Genomic DNA, 18,027 nt, shown 5'->3' with positions numbered 1-18,027 from the left:
CCTTTTACCTACATGCGCTTATTGGCATAATACGCACAAAATTTATCTCCTTACTCGCTCCTTAAGAGCGCAGTCATCTATAGCGGATCTAATATCGTGTTAACCACAGCAAATATCACCATGCAGTTTGGTGCTAAACCTCTATTCGAAAACGTTTCAGTTAAATTTGGCGAAGGGAATCGCTACGGTTTAATTGGCGCAAATGGCTGTGGTAAATCCACATTTATGAAGATCTTAGGCGGAGATCTAGAACCAAGTGCAGGCAATGTTTCCAAAGGCCCAAATGAGCGTATCGGTAAACTAAAACAGGATCAGTTCGCTTACGAAGAGTTTAGCGTGATAGATACCGTCATTATGGGGCACGAAGAGCTATGGGCTGTTAAATCAGAGCGTGATGCTATCTATGCAAACCCAGAGATGACTGAAGAAGATGGTATTCGTGCCGCAGAGCTCGAAGGCGAATTTGCAGAAATGGATGGCTATAGCGCTGAATCACGTGCAGGTGAGCTGTTGTTAGGTGTTGGAATTCCAACAGAACAGCATTTTGGCCCAATGAGCGAAGTGGCACCGGGTTGGAAACTTCGAGTGTTACTTGCTCAGGTACTATTCTCTGAGCCAGATATCATGCTACTGGACGAACCTACCAACAACTTGGATATCAACACGATCCGTTGGCTAGAAGGTGTTCTTAACGAACGCAACTGCACTATGATCATCATCTCGCACGACCGCCACTTCCTAAACAGTGTGTGTACACACATGGCAGATTTGGACTACGGTGAGCTGCGTCTTTACCCAGGTTCCTACGATGAGTATATGACGGCATCCACGCAGGCACGTGAACGCCTGCTTGCTGATAACGCTAAAAAGAAAGCACAGATCGCTGACCTTAAGAGCTTTGTTAGCCGTTTCTCTGCCAATGCTTCTAAATCTAAGCAAGCCACATCGCGCGCACGCCGTATAGAGAAGATCGAGCTAGAAGAGGTTAAACCTTCTAGCCGTCAAAATCCATTTATCCGCTTTGAACAAGACACCAAACTGCACCGTCTAGCCGTTGAAGTGGAAGGTTTAGGAAAGTCTTTTGATGAAGAGTTGTTTAAAGACCTTAATCTGATGGTAGAAGTTGGCGAGCGCATCGCTATTATCGGGCCTAACGGTAGTGGTAAAACCACCCTATTACGCTGCTTGTACGGTGATATTCTACCGACAGCTGGTGAAATCAAATGGTCTGAGAACTCAGAATTTGGGTATTACGCTCAAGATCATGCAGCTGATTTTGAAGAAGATAAAACTCTGCTTGATTGGATGGGTCAATGGGGCCAAGAAGGCGATGATGAGCAAGTTATCCGTGGTACGCTGGGCCGCTTGCTGTTCTCTCAAAAAGAGATCAATAAGTCGGTTAAAGTGATTTCGGGTGGTGAGCAAGGTCGTATGCTATTTGGCAAGATTATTCTTCAGCGTCCAAATATCATGCTGATGGATGAGCCGACCAACCACTTGGATATGGAATCGATTGAATCTCTTAACCTTGCCCTAGAGAACTACCCTGGTACGTTGATCTTTGTCAGCCATGACCGTGAGTTTGTATCTTCTCTAGCAACCCGCATTCTAGAAATTACGCCAGATGGCATTGTCGACTTCCGTGGCGGTTACGAAGACTACCTGAAGAGCCAAGGCGTAGAATAAACCTAAGCGCTAATGCCGAAAAAGCCTGATTGCAGTTAACCTCAATCAGGCTTTTTAAATTTTCACCCCTAGCATAAATTACTTTCAATTCTTTGGTGAGCTTTATGATTATCGTCTGCCCTAGCTGCAATACATCCAACCGTATTCCTGATGACAAATCCCATGTCGATGGCAAATGTGGTAAGTGCAAAGGCCCACTACACACCTATCTACCAGCAGAACTAGATGACCAATCTTTTGAAAAGTACGTTGGAAGTAACGAGCTGCCTGTCATTGTAGATTTCTGGGCAAGTTGGTGTGGCCCGTGCCAGATGATGAAGCCCATATTTGAAAAGACTGCAGCCGAATCAGAAATACTGCTTTTTGCCAAAGTAGATACAGAAAAAGCACCACGTACTAGTCAAAACATGAATATCCGTAGCATTCCTACCCTTGTGATGTTCCAAGCAGGCAAAGAGATCGATCGTGTTGCAGGCGCACTCTCAGAACCACAGCTAAAGCAATGGATTTTGCAAACCCTGCAGAAGGCATAACGTCATTATGGAGCTGAACAATCAGATAGCTAAAAAGCTTGGCGTAAAAGCACAACAAGTTAAAGCAGCAATCGAGTTATTGGATGGCGGTTCAACCGTCCCGTTTATTGCACGTTATAGAAAGGAAGCTACCGGCGCACTGGACGATGCCCAGTTAAGACAACTAGAAGCTCGTTTAGATTACCTCCGTACGCTAATGGCTCGTAAACAAACGATCACAGAGAAGCTCAAGCAAGATGGCGTATTAACACCAGCACTCCACCAGCAAATTAACCAGATAAATAGTAAGACTGAGCTTGAAGAGCTCTATCAACCATTCAAAAGTAAGCGCAAAACCAAAGCTCAAATCGCTATTAATGCTGGCTTAGATAAATTACTAGATCAAATCATTCAAAAGCCTGATCAACAACCTTACGCTTTAGCCAAAGCTTTTATCTGTTCTGAAAAAGGTTTCAGTTCAAAGGATGAATGCTTAGAAGGTGCGCAGGCTATCTTAACCGATCGACTGCTAACAGACCTGAAGTTACAGGCTGAACTTAAGTTACGAGTGTGGAACGAAGCCAAACTAAAGGTATCTGTGAGCAAAGGTAAAGAAAGTGAGGGTGCAAAATTCCGCGATTACTTTGCTCACATTGAAGCGATTAAATCCATCCCTTCACATCGCATACTAGCGATTTTACGCGGCATCAATGAAGGTGTACTGAAATCAGCTTTAGATATGGATGAAGACCGTTTTAAGGTATTCCTATCCAAGATGTCAGGCCTTCCACACTACGGACCTTCTGGGAAATGGCTTACTCAAGCAGTACATACTGCTTGGCAGAGTCGTATCAAATCCAAACTCACTAAAGATCTGATAGCACAACAAAAAGATTCCGCTGAAACTGAAGCTATCAAAGTCTTCAGTCGTAATCTCAACGATCTTTTATTAGCAGCACCTGCAGGTGCAAAGACAACCTTAGGACTTGATCCAGGTCTTAGGACTGGTGTTAAAGTCACCGTGATTGATCCAACTGGTCGTTTATTAGAGCACACGACGATCTACCCTCACCCACCAAAAAATCAGTGGGACCAAGCCATTGATAAGCTCTCCAAGCTCTGTAAGAGACACAATGTCGAACTGATTAGTATAGGAAACGGTACGGGCTCGCGAGAAACCGATAAACTCGTCACGGAGATGCTTAAGCAACACGATTCAATTAAGGCGCAAAAGCTTATTGTGAGTGAAGCTGGCGCTTCAGTTTACTCAGCATCTGAACTTGCTACTAAGGAGTTCCCTGACCTAGACGTATCTATTCGGGGTGCGGTGTCGATAGCACGTCGCTTGCAAGATCCTCTAGCTGAGCTGGTAAAAATTGAACCCAAAGCGATTGGTGTTGGCCAATATCAACACGATGTGAATCAATCTGATCTTAATCGAGCGCTCGAAGCGGTTATAGAGGATTGTGTAAATGCAGTAGGAGTCGATCTAAACAGTGCTTCATCAGCAATTTTAAGCCGCATCTCTGGTTTAAACTCAACACTAGCCAACAATATCGTTGCTTATCGTGATGATAACGGCGCTTTTACAAGCCGAACTCAGCTTAAAAAAGTCGCCAGACTTGGCCCAAAAGCCTATGAGCAGGCAGCTGCCTTTTTACGTATCCAGAATGGCAAGCAGGTATTAGATAACTCCTGCGTTCACCCTGAGGCTTATAGTGCTGCGCAACGAATAGCACAAAACAACCAACGCACTTTAGGATCGATTATCGGGGATAGTGAATTCTTACGATCACTTAACCCTCAAGATTACACCGACTCTAACTTCGGCCTTTATACCATCAAGGACATCATCAAAGAGTTAGAAAAACCGGCTAGAGACCCTCGTCCAGACTTCAAAACCGCAGCCTTACAAGACGGCATTGAAAGCGTCAGCGACCTTATTGAAGGGATGGCACTTGAAGGGACGGTTACAAACGTCACTAATTTCGGCGCGTTTGTCGATGTAGGCGTGCACCAAGATGGTTTAGTGCATATCTCGCAACTAGCTAACCGTTTTGTTAAAGACCCGCATGATGTCGTTAAACCAGGTCAAATTGTCAGCGTAAAAGTCATTGAATTAGATCTAAAGAGACAGAGAATATCCCTGTCGATGCGTTAACTTACTGTCATTCACTCTTTTAATAAAAGCTTACAAAGCTTAGGCTGTGTTGAAGTAGAGAAGTATTTAATTCTAAATTGATTACAGCACAAGAATTGATTCATATTTGAACAACAAGAAATAGGGCCACGCATTTATGTTTATTGCTATGAACCGCTTTAAAATCATTCCGGGTAAGGAAAATGATTTTATCGAAATTTGGAAAAACCGAGATACATATCTAGATGAAGTACCAGGCTTTAAAAGCTTTGACTTATTGCAAGGACCTAGTTCCGAAGAATCCACTATTTTCATATCTCACAGCATCTGGGAATCGGAAGAAGCTTTCAAGCAGTGGACGAAATCTGAAGCATTCAGAAAAGCGCATGCCAACGCAAAACCCGCACAAGGTATCTACTTAGGGCCACCTCAATTTGAGGGTTTTAATAAAGCCTTTTAATAAAAAAAGCGGCTGAATAAGCCGCTTTTTTTAATCAATTAACGTATCTATAAGATCTATCATAAACTCAGTTTGCTCTTCCGTCATGATCTCCCAGCCTTCAAGATCCATACTTTGCAGGACACCTTGGCCTTTGGGGTCATTTTGCATACTGACTAGGAAATCTTGAAATTGTGGAATTAAAGCCTCTAATTCTGGAGATACCAATAAGGCGTGATGAACATCACTGATTTCACTCGCCACTAACACCTTCATCTGTTTACGAATTAATTCAGACAGATCATCGTAGGCATCCTTCAGAAAGAAGCCTGCATCAGCCTCATTGTTAATCAGGCGCTTAGCGACTATTACATAGGTATCCACGGTACTTAGCGCAGTGTTAGAGCCATCCAAATCTGCGGGCTCCAGCATAATCATGCCAATGCGGGTTACATCAGGATCACTGGTGGCAACCAGACGGCTATTTGGCTGTAAGTCTTCTACGCAGTTATATTGTGTATCCACATGGGTGGCGATAACTGTTTCATCAGACTTTGAAATGGGACGAACAATTGCTTTAAATCCCAATTCGCGAACAAGCATTGAAGCATCAAATGGATTTGCATAAACAAGATCATACTTTCCATCTTGAATATCTTTTCTTTGCGCTTCAAAACTATCGTACAGCTCTAAATGAACCGGTCGGTCTAATTGGCGTTGTAACCAAGTGTTAAAAATAAACCAACCGGAAATATGATCTGGAGAAAAGTCCGGACTCACTGTTAAATTAAGCTTCAAGGAATCACCCTACTTCATTGTTAAATACAAGGCTTCGCTTTCAGCTATTTTTCGTAGGGAAGGCTTTCGCCTCACAGAAGTGTAACCAACGACAGAACCATTACGGACATTTGGAATGACTGTGGCCTTGACCCAGTAATAACCGCCATCTTTACGTAAATTTTTTACGTATCCATGCCATTTATTACCGGTCTTAAGCGTATCCCACAAATCTGCAAACGCTGCTGCAGGCATGTCTGGATGTCTCAAAATGTTGTGATTTTGCCCAATTAACTCTTCCTGAGAATATCCAGACATTTCAACAAATGCCTGATTAGCATGGGTGATGACTCCTTTCGTATCCGTACGAGAGACGATGAGCTTACCTTCAGGATAAGGCTCTTCTTTATCGAGTATTTGAGCGGTGCGTGTTTCACCGCCAAAATATTTGATGACAACTTCTTGAACGCTTTCAGTCTGCGGTTCTGACATCAACTAACCTAAAAATTTATAGAATTTTACCAATAGCTTCTGCTGCACGTTTAACATCAAGAAAAATCAAACCTAAGCGTGCGTTAGGTTTTGCGACTACAGTCAGTACGGACTCATCATTTGCGTGAGTCATCAAGATATAACCCAAATCGCCTTTAACAAGTACTTGTTCTAACTCACCACGAGCAAGCTCACTTGCCGTACGCTCACCAAGCGAAAGCATGGCAGCACTCATTGCACCTACTCTATCTTCATCCAAACCAGCTGGAAGAAGAGCTGCGATCATAAGACCATCCGTTGAAATGACAGCGGAAGCTTCAATCTCTGCTGAAGTTCCGTTTAAGTCACTCAGGATAGAGGTCAACATTTCTGAGCGCATATACTTACTCCTTTAATGTAAGGCATTAAAATACAGTTATCTGAGAATCGATCATTGATAGATATCAATAATCGAGATAACGCCTTGCTAAAACGCTTAATAAATCAACATAATTTCCTTGGTTCAGACGTGGCATCTGATCAATAACCAGAACAAAACGCTGATGACCAAGGTGAATCACCCAAAACCCTACTTGGCTTAAACCAACTGGGTCTAACATTCCCCATGACTCTCCCATAAATGAAAGATCACGGTTTAGTAATAAACTGTGTCGCTCGTGTAACGAGCTTAAATCTGCTGCCAAGGCACAAAGTGCCTCAGCATGATCGGCATCATAACCTGTTGAACCAAGGCAAAAACCATGGTCATCAGCCAAAGCAACCTTTCCTGAGCTGGATAAACCAGACAGCAATTCCGGTAGTATTTTTTCAATAGAATCACTGATCATTCGGGATGGATTTTTGCTCAATTGAACAAAATTCTTCTCAATCAGTTTGTCGAAAAGCTCTTTAGCTTCGTCTTCATCAAGATCCGTCAATTCCATTACCAATTCATGACTGAACGGTAAAGAGACATCAGAACTCAACAGCTGGAGCAATAATGCCCTAGCATCATCCGGTTCGGAACCTACAGTCGCGTAGAAAGCCCCCGCCGGACAGATCTGAATGAATTGATTTTGGATAGTAGCATTTGTCACAAAATAACTCCGATACCTTTCCTAACCCACCGCATTATTCCTGAAACCATCCAAGTGAATATGCACCGCACATAAACGTAAATACAACTCGTTGCGGTATATCCAATATTCTTACAATATCCAGTGCGGTCATCTGGTGACCACTCCACACATCACTAATTTCGTAACAATCAGGTATAGCCTGAAATGTTTCAAAATCGGGTTGCACTGTTAATTGCATTAACTTCTCTGGGTCCATTCCATTTAATAGCCGTCCTCTAGATGTCCAAAGGGCAACTTTCCAAATAAGTGACTCAATATTTTCCGCTAGGTGTTTAGTTTTATCTTCTAGCTGGAAGTCACCTTTTGGCTCAATCTCCAACTCGCCATACCCAAATCGAGTCAAGGCGAGTTGATTTAAAAAATCGTCACTAAAGGTTGTGTAAAACAAACGCTGGTCAGGAAAAACAAACATCTGACCTGGCAATCCAGTAATCTCAACAGGTTGATCGAGTTTAACTGCAAGGTCAACCGCTTCTGTCATTTTTACCAGTAAAGAACCTTCAGGGTTAAAGAAGATACTGCGGCGCTCATCAGATCGCGATAAATCAACATCTGCAGCATTGCCACAACATTGTAGAATCTGCTCTTTAGATAAAGTTGGTGCAGCTTTAACACTGTCATCTTGCAGCGACTTCTCTGCCTCTTCCGCTCGTTTTGCGAGCTCTTCTTTCTTTTTCTGATTATCGAGAAGTTTCTGTTTTAGCTTTTTCGCTTTTTGAGCAGCAAGCTTTTTCTTTTTCTCTTCTTTTAAACGCTTCTCTTCTTCGAGCTTTCTCTTCTTCAGAAGGAGTAATTTTTTTGCCTTTTTCTTAGCTAAAATAGCTTCATGCTTAGCCTTCTCAGCTTCGAGTTCCCGCTTTAATTGCTCTTCTTGCTCGCGAACATCAGCTTCAACTTGCTGTACTAGACGATCTGAGGCGCTAACAACCAATTTGCCTTTGATTAGCTTTTGCTTAAGGGCCTCACCCTGTCTTTTACGCGTATAATCACGACTTCGATAAAAATCGAGATCATCCGGGTTAATCTCTTTTTTGACGGGCTGAGTAACGTCCTCTTCAGTTTCAGGGAAAGTTACATCGAAACTTCTGACGATTGATAAGAGATCTTGGGCTGTATGCGGTTTTTGGAGTAGCGTAAAACCATCCCAAGAAATATCTCTGATACTGATAACCACACGACATTCAGCGGTATACTTTTCAATTAAAGATTTACTGAGTAGGTCATCTTCTTCACCCTGATCACCATTAACCACAAGAATCTGTGCAGCGCTAGCAGTTACGAGCTCACAATCAACTTCTGAAGAAAAGCAATATTCGAGCATTGCCTGATTAGGTCCAGTAAACCCAATCAATGCAATTTTACGCACGTTTTTTAGTTGACCGCGTTTCTTCAAGCTCATTAGCTTCTACTACCTACCCTATCTCATCCATGCAGGCTAGCTGGCTGAAATCTTCCATTAATGAGAACGGAATGTTCTGTTGAAAGTTCAGACAGCGCTGATAGATCGTCTTCTTCAATAGCTCGCTGAATAACATTACGAACTTTAGGCTTCATAACTTTTCGAGCCTGCTCAAAGAGACGTTGGCGTAATTTTGGCCCTTTTTTGCCTAGTACGAGCAAAAAATCTGCAAAAGCACCTTCTAGCGCATCGCTATCGTAACAAGCTATTGAAAGATAGATACGCTTTGTATGTAGACGTAGCTCATCCGGCTCTGCTGCAACCATTCGAGTGAAATGGTACAGAATTCTTCGGCCTTGATGTCCACGATAAATTAGATACCTAGGATGTTGTGCATCGAAAGCTGCTTGAATGCGTCCTGTGTTTGGACTATCAAAGTCTGCATTCAATTCCCAGTCAGCTAACGCATCCCAAATTAAAGAACTCACAAAATGCTCCTGCTTTTATTATTGATACACCCCATGAATAAGTCCCTGCAAAATACAAACTTGTTCTGGATGGTTCTTTAGTTATTGGTAATATTCCAAACAGGTGTTTGTTTTATATCTCGACCGACGCAAGAATACAAATTTATCAATAAATTAATGCACTAATTAACAGTTTTCCTTGTCAAAAGTACAACCTTATCTAGGTTCACGGCAAATTAAATTTTTTCTTTAATATCAACCTAGTAAGAATAGCTCATTTTTCAGACATACTTATAAGTTATAGTAGAAAGTCTTAACTTTTTAACTGTTGCAAGCTCCTATTTCTAGCTCACCGAAATTTGACTTAGAATGAAAAAAGCCCCGCAATTGCGAGGCTTGGTCAATTCTACTTACTACATCATGCTATTTATCAAGCAAAGCTTGTACCCAATCAAGCTCCTTATGACCAAACCAACTCTCAATAATTTTTAAGTCTTCATTGAAGTAGACCCATGTTGGCGTGCCTTGAAAATCATTGTTCAGGAAAGTCCTCCCCATCTGACTCATTGGTATAAGACGTTGCGCCAAATGGTTCTTAATATTTTGTTTAACACCAGCTGACAACCGCTCTTCGTCAAACACATTAATGATTGATTCTGATAGTTTTGATGAAGACTGATCTGGCATAAACCAGTCCATTATAACTGGCAGATCAAATTTATAGGGTAGCCTTTGCTGTCCCAATTGAGCAAAATAACGTTTGGAATGAAGTGTTAGATCACCCTGTTCCAACAGAGCTGCTGTGGTCTTAGCATTGTTCAAATTAAAGTTTTCAAAAGCAGTAGAAAGCGCAAAGCAGTTCAATCCTTCGTTTGCTTCGCTAATCTTGCTCAACATTGGTAATGCGCGAGATAAACATCCCGGACAGTTAACCTGGAATACCAGCATTAAATTTCGTTCTGATATCGCAATAGAACCTTGGACTGTTTCACCCAACTGAAGGTCTAACTGCATTACTTAATCCCTTTATTGCTCAGCAAGTGCAGCTACAGCTTCATCAATACTAAGCGGCTTATAAAAATAAAAACCCTGAAATGTTGAGACTCGCATCGCTCTAATCAGTTCAACTTGCTCTAGAGTTTCAACACCTTCTACCACCAGCTCTTTACGTAGCTTACGCCCAATATCTACCATTCCTTGCAGAACTACACGCGCATCTTTTTGATCAGCTACACATTGAACAAAACTACGATCAATTTTAATCACATCTAATGGGAGTCTTAGCAGATAACTTAGGGATGAGAATCCTGCACCAAAGTCATCTAAACATATAGAGAACCCTATAGATTTAAGTGAATTCAGATGGTTAATCGCAGCATCACTTCTGATCAATGCATTTTCTGTAATTTCTAGCTGCAAGAGAGAAAGATCAGGTTTTAACTCTTCTGTCAGCCTCGCAATTTCGTTTATAAACTCATTATGGTGCAGAGAATTAGCGGATACATTAATGGAAATGGGTACATTAATTTGAGGGTTCTGCTTGAGTATCTCGCAGGATTCTTCAAAAACATAAAGATCAATATCGAAGAACAACCCCGACTGCTCTATAACGGGGATAAAGGCATTCGGTGGTACGATACCTTTGACTGGATGCTGCCACCTGATGAGCGCCTCATAACCATTTACCTTTTCCGTAACGGCATTTACTTTAGGCTGAAGTACCAAAAAGAACTCACGATTTACTAATGCGTTACGAATATCGTTTAGAAGGTTAAGATGATTTCTAGAAACTTCTTCGTATTCACGATCAAACTCTTGCCCAGCACCGCGACGGTTCTCTTTTGCAACCTTTAGTGCCACTTCAGCATGCCGTAACATTTGCTCTGCAGTTTCTTGGGAAAACCCATCTGCAAGCTCACTGGAACTACCGACCGTGACACCTAAACGGATTGAGTTTCCTTCAACAATTATTGGCTTTGCACATTCTCTCGCAACATCGCTGGCATCCAACTCGGTATCAACCATCAATATTGCAAAAACATCGGTATGCAAACGTGCTAACAAAGCATTATCACCATAAATTCGCTTAAGGTTCCCCCCCATCTCAGCAAGCACTTTGTTTCCGTAGTCATAACCTAAGGATTCGATAATGTTATGAAAATAGTCAAGGTCTGCGAGATAAGCAGTGCATCGACTACCTTTTGATCTTACAAAAGTGACTGAGTTTTCAATTAATCCTAATCGGCTATGAAGGCTAGTGACCGAGTCAAAATAAGCGGCCTTATTTAGATGAGAGAAGAATTTGGCATTTTCTAAACCTAAGCCAACATTCATACAGAATACTTGAAGCAGTTCTTCATCAACGTTCTGTAGGCCTCGGGCCCCTTCTAACATAATCACCCCCTCCCACATGGACGGAGTTGATAAATAAAGCCCTGTATAACGTTCGCCAATACTATGCTGCTTATTCTCTAAAACATCCTGAACTAATTCACCCAAACCATTTGTGTTTATCTGTTCAAGTTTTCGGCCAAAGAAATGATCATATTTATTTGACGCAGCTACGACAAAATACTCATCGTCCAACCCTTTCCTTAAGGCAAGAGGTCCATTGTGCGGTCTTTGAGAGACACAAAATATTCCATCAGCGTCGATATTGAACAGCGCACTGATTTGCAGGAGTACACCCCTAGCAAAATCACTAACTGAGCGTTCTTTAATTAAATCTGAGGACGCATCGATAATTGATCTCAACCCCAACTTACTATTTTCTAAGGCACAGAGATGTTGATAGGAACGAATAGCAGTTGCCAGTGCGGTAAATAAACGCGATTTGGTTAGCTCGTTTTTTGTTTTGTAAGCGTTGATCTCGTATCGTTCGATTATTTCATTTTCTGGCGCGTAGCCTGGCTGACCGGTGCGGAGAATAATCTGAAGGTTATGTCTATGCAGCTGCTCGCGAATCTGCTCAGCCAGTTTTAGCCCTGCATCAGGACTTTCCATAACCACATCTAATAACACTACAGCAATATCTTCATGCTCTTCTATAAGCTTATATCCCTCCTCACCGCTATAGGCATGCACAAAACTTAATGGGTGCCCTAGGATATCTGTCCTAGAAAGAGCCAACGTTGTCACTTGATGCACTGAATCTTCATCGTCAATGATCGCTATTTTCCATGCCTCACGATCATCCTCAATTTTAGGTTCATTTGAATCATCTATGATATTTAACAGCACATCACTCATTGTCATTATCCTGTTTCGGAGCTACCAGAGGTAACACGACTTCAAACTCAGTACCCACTTTACTCGTCACGTTGATTGATCCACCTAAAACGCTAGTGACAATGTTATGAACAATATTCAGTCCTAAACCCGACCCACCTTGACCTAGTTTCGTAGTATAAAAGGGGTCGAAAATTCGATTTATTTTCGATTCCTCTATTCCAGCACCATTATCAATAAAGTAAATTTTTACACTGTCATTAAGGCGCGTGAATCTAATATTTATTTCACCTTCTTCACGCCCATCAAAGCCATGCATGATCGAATTATTAAAGAGATTGGTTACGACTTGTCCAAGAGGACCAGGATAACTATCCATCATCAAGTCAGAATCCCCTTCAACTCTATATTTGTAGTTTGTGCCTTTTAATTGATGCCGCACTGTCATCATCACTTCATCAATAACTTCCTTCAAAGCGAATTCTCTACGGCTAGAACTGGACTGATCAGTAGCCACTTGCTTAAAGTTCTGAATAAGGTGACTCGCTTTGTCTAAGGAACTTTCCATAACAGAGAAAGACTCTGCGGCTTCTCGCTCAAACTGATCCAAGAATGATTGTTTGAGCTCACCCGCTTTTATAGAACGCATCAACTCATCAATATTTTCTTTAAGATGGCTAGACATCGTTACTGATACACCGATTGGCGTATTAATTTCGTGAGAAACGCCCGCGACCAAGGAACCCAAAGATGCTAATTTCTCACTGGCTATTAGCTTGTCCTGAGCCTGTTCAAGGTTTTCAAGAGCATCAGAGAGCTTATCGCGCTCACCCTTAAGACTCGCTTGCATCTTCTCATCAGCAAGACGAAGTTCATCTAGCTCTGTTAACTCGGCCTGAAACTGTCTCAAGCTGTTGATGATATCGCCAATTTCATCATTGCGATTACTTTCCGCTATATCAAAATCCCTCTCACCATTCCTTAACTTATTGATGGAGTCAGATATCGCAGTCATAGGCGCAAAAATAGAACGCTTAGTGTATGTAACAATTGCAACTAAAATTGCTATACCACCTACGAGTGTAACGATAAGGAGGTAGTTAACCTTATTCGATAGATCCACAAGGTCATTCATACTAGATTCAACTCGCCCCCTAGCATGTGAAGACATCCCCTCTAATAGCTCTTCCAACTCCCCAAATGCGTTATGCTCAATGTCTTCAATGGCCGCTAGTGCTTCAATTCTGTTCCTAGCTGCATAAATTTCGAAAACTTCAGCACCACCGGCCTTAAGCTCATGGAACAGCCTCTCTACTTCTGCTATTCGTATCAATTCATGTGGCTTTTGCTCTAAAGGCTTTAAATTGGCAAGAAAGGTTTCAAATTGAAGCGCATTAGCAAAAAAACTTTTACGTGCATTTTGATCGCCCAAAACGAATCTATCTAGGTCAGCTAGCATATCCCCCGCTTCATCAACCAGTTCTAGGTAATATCTCACCCCAGGTAAATCATCATTAATGATCTGATCTGGATCATTAGAAGAACCAACGTCTGCTATCTCCTCTTCCTTCATATCATCGAGGAGATTTTCAAGGGGCCCACCTACTTCAAGAATGAGACGATTAATACTTCGCGTTGCTTGCTCTTCAAGAATGGGGTCAAAACGACTAAAGACTCTTTTTTCAGCATTCTCGTTCGCTGTAGCAAGCAAACGATCAACTGTAATCATTTTCTTATATGCATCACTGATCGGAGGAATTTGCTCACGGAACTGATCGAACTCTTCTTTATTGGCAAAATATTCTTGCTTCTCTTCAGACTCACCCAATACATACTCAAGAAGATTAGAGTTCATATCACCCAATTCATCTTGCATAGCTTGAGTATAGAGTGCGACAGGCATATCCCTAGTCGTAACCTCTTCACTAGATTCACTTACTTTCAACCCAACGATAATCTGTACGACAACGAAAACAGCAAAAACAACTGATACAGCTAATAAGCTGATATTAATACGAGTAAGAATGGAACTTCGCTTCATAGCCTCCCCCTACTAAAAGTAATCTCAGTATAGGACGGAGAATTTGATGCTGCAGGCTGATAAATCAAATAATTAGCTAGCTCAGCCCCCAAAAACAAATAAAGCCTGCTAAGCAGGCTTTATTGGGTAGTTGAAATAACGCTCAATTATTAAAGATCAGGCAATTGATAGTGTGATAAGAGCTCATCAATTTCACTTTTATTACTGCATTCCTGCACCTGCCTAACAACATCTGGTGTTAAATGTGGGGCAAAACGCTGAATAAAATCGAACATGTAACCGCGCAAGAATGTACCTTTTCTAAAACCAATTTTAGTGGTACTTGGTTCAAACAAATGACTTGCATCTAAACGGACTAAATCACCATCTTGGCGCTCATCAAAAGCCATTGAGGCAATAATACCCACACCCAAGCCAAGTCGGACATAGGTTTTGATAACATCAGAATCAACAGCTGTGAAAACAACTTTAGGCTCTAAGCCTTCTTTCATAAATGCATCGTCTAGTTTAGAGCGACCAGTAAATCCGAATACGTAAGTAACGATCGGCTGATCAGCCAAATCAGCCAAGGTCAACTTAGATACTTGAGTTAATGGGTGATCTTTAGGAACAACAACGGATCTGTTCCAGCGATAGCAAGGCATCATGATCAAATCACTAAAATGCGCCATTGCCTCAGTCGCGATGGCAAAATCAACTGAACCATCAGCCGCCATCTCCGAAATCTGCATTGGAGTACCTTGATGCATATGAAGGGATACTTCTGGGTACTCCTTCATGAAACCTGTGATAGTGGGTGGAAGCGCGTATCGCGCTTGAGTATGAGTAGTTGCCACATCCAAACTACCCTTACGCTCATCACTAAACTCTTGCGCAACCTGTTTAATGCTTTCAACCTTCTGAAGAATTTCACCCGCAACAGATAGAATAGCCTGACCTGCTGGAGTAACACGGGTAAGATGCTTACCACTACGAGCGAACACCTCAACCCCCAGTTCATCTTCGAGCAATCTAATCTGCTTACTAATGCCTGGCTGTGATGTATATAGACTTTGTGCTGTCGCAGAGACATTAAGGTCATGTCTAGCAACTTCCCAGATATAACGCAGCTGCTGCAATTTCATCAAATACTCCAGATAAGCTCAGTAGATAGGTAATCGTTTAGTAATAAAAAACAATTCTAATATAACAGTTTAGAATAAAATCTATCCTAATGCATCTAAGTTATAAAGAATTATAAGCGACTATTTAGACGCCTGATTTCTTCATCTTGAGTAATTATTTTTTTCTCTAAACTGGATACCTTGGCCAGTGCTTTAACCAGCTCTTCCTCTTTATCTTTGTATTGATTTCTGACACTAGATTCGCGTCGAGACTGTTCGTTAACAATCGCTACTTGTTTCTGACGAGCCTTCCTTAACTCTTCATCAAGCTCTTTAATTTTACTCTCTAACCTTTTGTTTTTATTAGTCTCTGACAGCAATTGAGTATTAATCTTAGATAAATCCCTGTTCTGACCTGTACTATCTTGCTTAATCTTTTTCAGTTCATCTTCAAGGCTTTTTATCTGGGTTTTCTGCGTATCGTGCTTTACATCTTTACGTGCTAGTTCAGCCTGCAAATCATGAATAGACTTAGTTAAAGCCGATTCCTTTTTACCTACTTCATCACGCAATTTTTCTAAAGCGCCACGATAATAACGTACATCAGCATCGGCTTTACTGACCGCATCCAGTGTATGTCTTTGCTCATCTTTAATACGTTGATCAAAGGTACGTTTGCTGTCATCGTGCGTTTTTCTTAGATGAGTCAGTTCTTGCTCAACGTTTGATTTTGCCTGTTCTTCTTGCTTACGCTGCGATGTCTCAGCCATTAAGTTAGATTTCAAAACTTCAATCTCAGCTTCCAGGCCTTTTATCTGAGAATGAATCTCTTCGTTCCGGTTGATTTGATTACGAAGCTTGTCTTCTAATTCGATTAGTTGGCCACGAGAAGCTTGTAAAGACTCATCTGCTTCACGACGTACGACATCAATTCCAACCTCTTGGCGATGCCTATCCTCAATAAATTTACTGCTCGCCTCCTGAACCGCTTGCTGCCATACGCGCGCAAACGCCTGCCCTAATACTTCTGGAACATCAGGAACCACAATAGATGATGCAGAAACAGATAACCTTTCCGGTACCAGCTCCCACCAACTCTCAAAAAAACCTTCAATCTCTGCTGGCTGGTGACCAAGAGACTCAGCAACAACTGACAACGTAGGCTGAACACCCGCCATTAACAATCGGTCAGCTGTAGCATAAGTTTTATCTTTTAATTCCATATCACTCATTCAGAGAAACCTACTTACTATTAATACTTTTAAAGCGCTTTACGGCTTTTTGTAACTGCATATCTAATGGAGCTTTGACTATCTTTCGCCCACCAGAAGGTAATGGAAAACGTAATTCTGCCGCATGGAGAAATAAACGCTTAAAACCATGCTCTCGCATTGCAGCATTATCTTCATCTGGCGTGTATTTTTCATCCCCAACAATAGGATGACCCGCAAATTGGCAGTGAACCCTAATTTGGTGTGTACGACCAGTAATCGGCCTAGCCTCCAACAAGGTAGCCTGACGCCCAAAACGTTCAAGCACTTTATATTCAGTCAGAGACGCCTTGCCATCAGCTGCAACTTTTACAACACGCTCGCCAGATTTAAGCTCATTTTTACGCAAAGGCGCATCTATTTTACGCTTTCTCTCATTCCAGCTACCAATGACTAACGCGTGATAGATTTTGGTGATTGTGCTCTTCTGTAAGGATTCGTGCATTAATTTAAGGGCACTACGCTTTTTAGCCATCATGATACAGCCTGATGTATCACGATCTAAGCGATGTACTAATTCTAGGAATTTACATTGGGGTCGCATCTGACGAAATGATTCGATCAACCCTAAACTGATACCACTGCCACCATGCACAGCGATACCTGAAGGCTTATTGACAACAATAATGTCATTATCTTCGTAGAGAATAGACGCTTCTAGCTTTTCACTAAGCTGATCACTAACTTTTGCAGGCTCTTTTTTATCGGCCAAACGCACAGGAGGGATTCGCACTAAGTCATTCAATTTTAGGCGATACTCCGGTTTTATCCGTTTTTTGTTTACCCTGACCTCGCCTTTACGCAAGATTCTATAAATAAGGCTTTTGGGTGCGCCTTTAAGTGCAGTGATTAAAAAATTATCAATCCTCTGACCTTCATTATTTTCAGTTATTTCGACGAAACGAACCTTGCTAGCTTCTTTACTGTTTTGCTGCGACATATTTGATATGAAAACCGATTACCGAATTGATGCACTAGTTGATAGCTGCTATATTCTAGCGCTGCTGTAGTCTGTTGGCTTTATCTTTTTTCACAGGTGCCGTAATACAGACCAAATATCACAGTTAAATACGCTGTAGATGCCATCAGCAACAAAGAATTTAATTAAAAAGCTTTTCACCCAGCCGAGTATAACCGGTTGGAGGTAGAGACGTACTTTAGCCAGGAACCTGCTCTAAACAGCAGTAACAATTAGCTAGAAGAATATATAGGCTAAAGATTCCTCTACCGTGGACGTTCAATACGCCGATTGCGTATTGATCAAAATTACCATCAGATTAGATGGCTTTAATACCTGCGCACAATGTTGCTGCAGGTTTGGCTATTTCAGCCACCCGGTACCATAAATGACCGG

General features: G+C 41.7%; 16 protein-coding genes. 4 read left to right on the top strand and 12 right to left on the bottom strand.

Annotated features, from left to right (window positions below):
- The first annotated feature begins 96 nt into the window (after window positions 1-96).
- The 4 genes from ACMXYV_RS08565 (at window position 97) to ACMXYV_RS08550 (ending at window position 4,798) form a co-directional block, all read left to right on the top strand.
- Window positions 97-1,686 (top strand): ABC-F family ATPase, encoded by a 1,590-nt coding sequence (locus tag ACMXYV_RS08565; RefSeq protein ID WP_415891353.1) that lies wholly within the window; start codon window positions 97-99, stop codon window positions 1,684-1,686.
- 104 nt (window positions 1,687-1,790) lie between these two features.
- Entirely contained in the window at window positions 1,791-2,219 is a 429-nt protein-coding gene (gene trxC, locus ACMXYV_RS08560) for a thioredoxin TrxC (RefSeq protein WP_415891352.1), read from the top strand.
- A gap of 7 nt (window positions 2,220-2,226) precedes the next feature.
- Entirely contained in the window at window positions 2,227-4,359 is a 2,133-nt protein-coding gene (locus ACMXYV_RS08555) for a Tex family protein (protein ID WP_415891351.1), read from the top strand.
- A gap of 136 nt (window positions 4,360-4,495) precedes the next feature.
- Window positions 4,496-4,798, top strand: coding sequence for an antibiotic biosynthesis monooxygenase family protein (locus ACMXYV_RS08550; protein ID WP_415891350.1), 303 nt, complete (start codon window positions 4,496-4,498; stop codon window positions 4,796-4,798).
- A 30-nt stretch (window positions 4,799-4,828) separates the two neighbouring features.
- Here ACMXYV_RS08550 and ACMXYV_RS08545 read toward each other — a convergent pair whose 3' ends face one another.
- The 12 genes from ACMXYV_RS08545 to rluC all read right to left on the bottom strand — a co-directional run bounded on the left by ACMXYV_RS08545 (window position 4,829) and on the right by rluC (window position 17,613).
- Window positions 4,829-5,575: a phosphate/phosphite/phosphonate ABC transporter substrate-binding protein gene (locus ACMXYV_RS08545; RefSeq protein WP_415891349.1), complete on the bottom strand. Its 747-nt coding sequence runs from the start codon at window positions 5,573-5,575 to the stop codon at window positions 4,829-4,831.
- Window positions 5,576-5,584: 9 nt separating this feature from the next.
- Entirely contained in the window at window positions 5,585-6,046 is a 462-nt protein-coding gene (locus ACMXYV_RS08540; RefSeq protein WP_415891348.1) for a PAS domain-containing protein, read from the bottom strand.
- Window positions 6,047-6,062: 16 nt separating this feature from the next.
- Window positions 6,063-6,425: a roadblock/LC7 domain-containing protein gene (locus ACMXYV_RS08535; protein ID WP_415884529.1), complete on the bottom strand. Its 363-nt coding sequence runs from the start codon at window positions 6,423-6,425 to the stop codon at window positions 6,063-6,065.
- 64 nt (window positions 6,426-6,489) lie between these two features.
- Window positions 6,490-7,122 carry a hypothetical protein gene (locus tag ACMXYV_RS08530; RefSeq protein ID WP_415891347.1) on the bottom strand — a complete coding sequence of 211 codons (633 nt, stop codon included), beginning with the start codon at window positions 7,120-7,122 and terminating at the stop codon, window positions 6,490-6,492.
- Window positions 7,123-7,156: 34 nt separating this feature from the next.
- Window positions 7,157-8,563, bottom strand: a complete 1,407-nt coding sequence (locus ACMXYV_RS08525) for a hypothetical protein (RefSeq protein WP_415891346.1) — start codon at window positions 8,561-8,563, stop codon at window positions 7,157-7,159.
- A 23-nt stretch (window positions 8,564-8,586) separates the two neighbouring features.
- Window positions 8,587-9,051, bottom strand: a complete 465-nt coding sequence (locus tag ACMXYV_RS08520) for a hypothetical protein (protein WP_415891345.1) — start codon at window positions 9,049-9,051, stop codon at window positions 8,587-8,589.
- A 402-nt stretch (window positions 9,052-9,453) separates the two neighbouring features.
- Window positions 9,454-10,044 (bottom strand): hypothetical protein, encoded by a 591-nt coding sequence (locus ACMXYV_RS08515; RefSeq protein ID WP_415891344.1) that lies wholly within the window; start codon window positions 10,042-10,044, stop codon window positions 9,454-9,456.
- 12 nt (window positions 10,045-10,056) lie between these two features.
- Entirely contained in the window at window positions 10,057-12,279 is a 2,223-nt protein-coding gene (locus ACMXYV_RS08510; protein WP_415891343.1) for an EAL domain-containing protein, read from the bottom strand.
- Entirely contained in the window at window positions 12,272-14,299 is a 2,028-nt protein-coding gene (locus tag ACMXYV_RS08505) for a sensor histidine kinase (RefSeq protein ID WP_415891342.1), read from the bottom strand. The genes ACMXYV_RS08510 and ACMXYV_RS08505 overlap by 8 nt, the downstream gene beginning before the upstream one ends.
- 149 nt (window positions 14,300-14,448) lie before the next feature.
- Window positions 14,449-15,423, bottom strand: a complete 975-nt coding sequence (gene cysB / locus ACMXYV_RS08500) for an HTH-type transcriptional regulator CysB (protein ID WP_415891341.1) — start codon at window positions 15,421-15,423, stop codon at window positions 14,449-14,451.
- Window positions 15,424-15,533: 110 nt separating this feature from the next.
- Window positions 15,534-16,634 (bottom strand): DNA-binding protein, encoded by a 1,101-nt coding sequence (locus tag ACMXYV_RS08495; protein WP_415891340.1) that lies wholly within the window; start codon window positions 16,632-16,634, stop codon window positions 15,534-15,536.
- Window positions 16,635-16,644: 10 nt separating this feature from the next.
- On the bottom strand, window positions 16,645-17,613 hold the full coding sequence (rluC, locus tag ACMXYV_RS08490; RefSeq protein ID WP_415891339.1) for a 23S rRNA pseudouridine(955/2504/2580) synthase RluC: 969 nt from the start codon (window positions 17,611-17,613) through the stop codon (window positions 16,645-16,647).
- Window positions 17,614-18,027: the final 414 nt, after the last annotated feature.

The sequence above is a fragment of the Neptuniibacter sp. SY11_33 genome, assembly GCF_047778025.1.
In the GTDB taxonomy this organism is placed as follows: Bacteria; Pseudomonadota; Gammaproteobacteria; order Pseudomonadales; family Balneatricaceae; genus Neptuniibacter.
Note: the sequence above shows the minus strand (reverse complement) of the source record. Positions and strands in the feature narration are given on the sequence as shown.

Bases quoted from the DNA above. Each gene is read 5' to 3' on its own strand.
- trxC (WP_415891352.1), top strand. From the start codon at position 1,791: ATGATTATCGTCTGCCCTAGCTGCAATACATCCAACCGTATTCCTGAT.
- ACMXYV_RS08555 (WP_415891351.1), top strand. From the start codon at position 2,227: ATGGAGCTGAACAATCAGATAGCTAAAAAGCTTGGCGTAAAAGCACAA.
- ACMXYV_RS08550 (WP_415891350.1), top strand. From the start codon at position 4,496: ATGTTTATTGCTATGAACCGCTTTAAAATCATTCCGGGTAAGGAAAAT.
- ACMXYV_RS08540 (WP_415891348.1), bottom strand. From the start codon at position 6,046: ATGTCAGAACCGCAGACTGAAAGCGTTCAAGAAGTTGTCATCAAATAT.
- ACMXYV_RS08535 (WP_415884529.1), bottom strand. From the start codon at position 6,425: ATGCGCTCAGAAATGTTGACCTCTATCCTGAGTGACTTAAACGGAACT.
- ACMXYV_RS08525 (WP_415891346.1), bottom strand. From the start codon at position 8,563: ATGAGCTTGAAGAAACGCGGTCAACTAAAAAACGTGCGTAAAATTGCA.
- ACMXYV_RS08515 (WP_415891344.1), bottom strand. From the start codon at position 10,044: ATGCAGTTAGACCTTCAGTTGGGTGAAACAGTCCAAGGTTCTATTGCG.
- ACMXYV_RS08510 (WP_415891343.1), bottom strand. From the start codon at position 12,279: ATGAGTGATGTGCTGTTAAATATCATAGATGATTCAAATGAACCTAAA.
- ACMXYV_RS08505 (WP_415891342.1), bottom strand. From the start codon at position 14,299: ATGAAGCGAAGTTCCATTCTTACTCGTATTAATATCAGCTTATTAGCT.
- cysB (WP_415891341.1), bottom strand. From the start codon at position 15,423: ATGAAATTGCAGCAGCTGCGTTATATCTGGGAAGTTGCTAGACATGAC.
- ACMXYV_RS08495 (WP_415891340.1), bottom strand. From the start codon at position 16,634: ATGAGTGATATGGAATTAAAAGATAAAACTTATGCTACAGCTGACCGA.
- rluC (WP_415891339.1), bottom strand. From the start codon at position 17,613: ATGTCGCAGCAAAACAGTAAAGAAGCTAGCAAGGTTCGTTTCGTCGAA.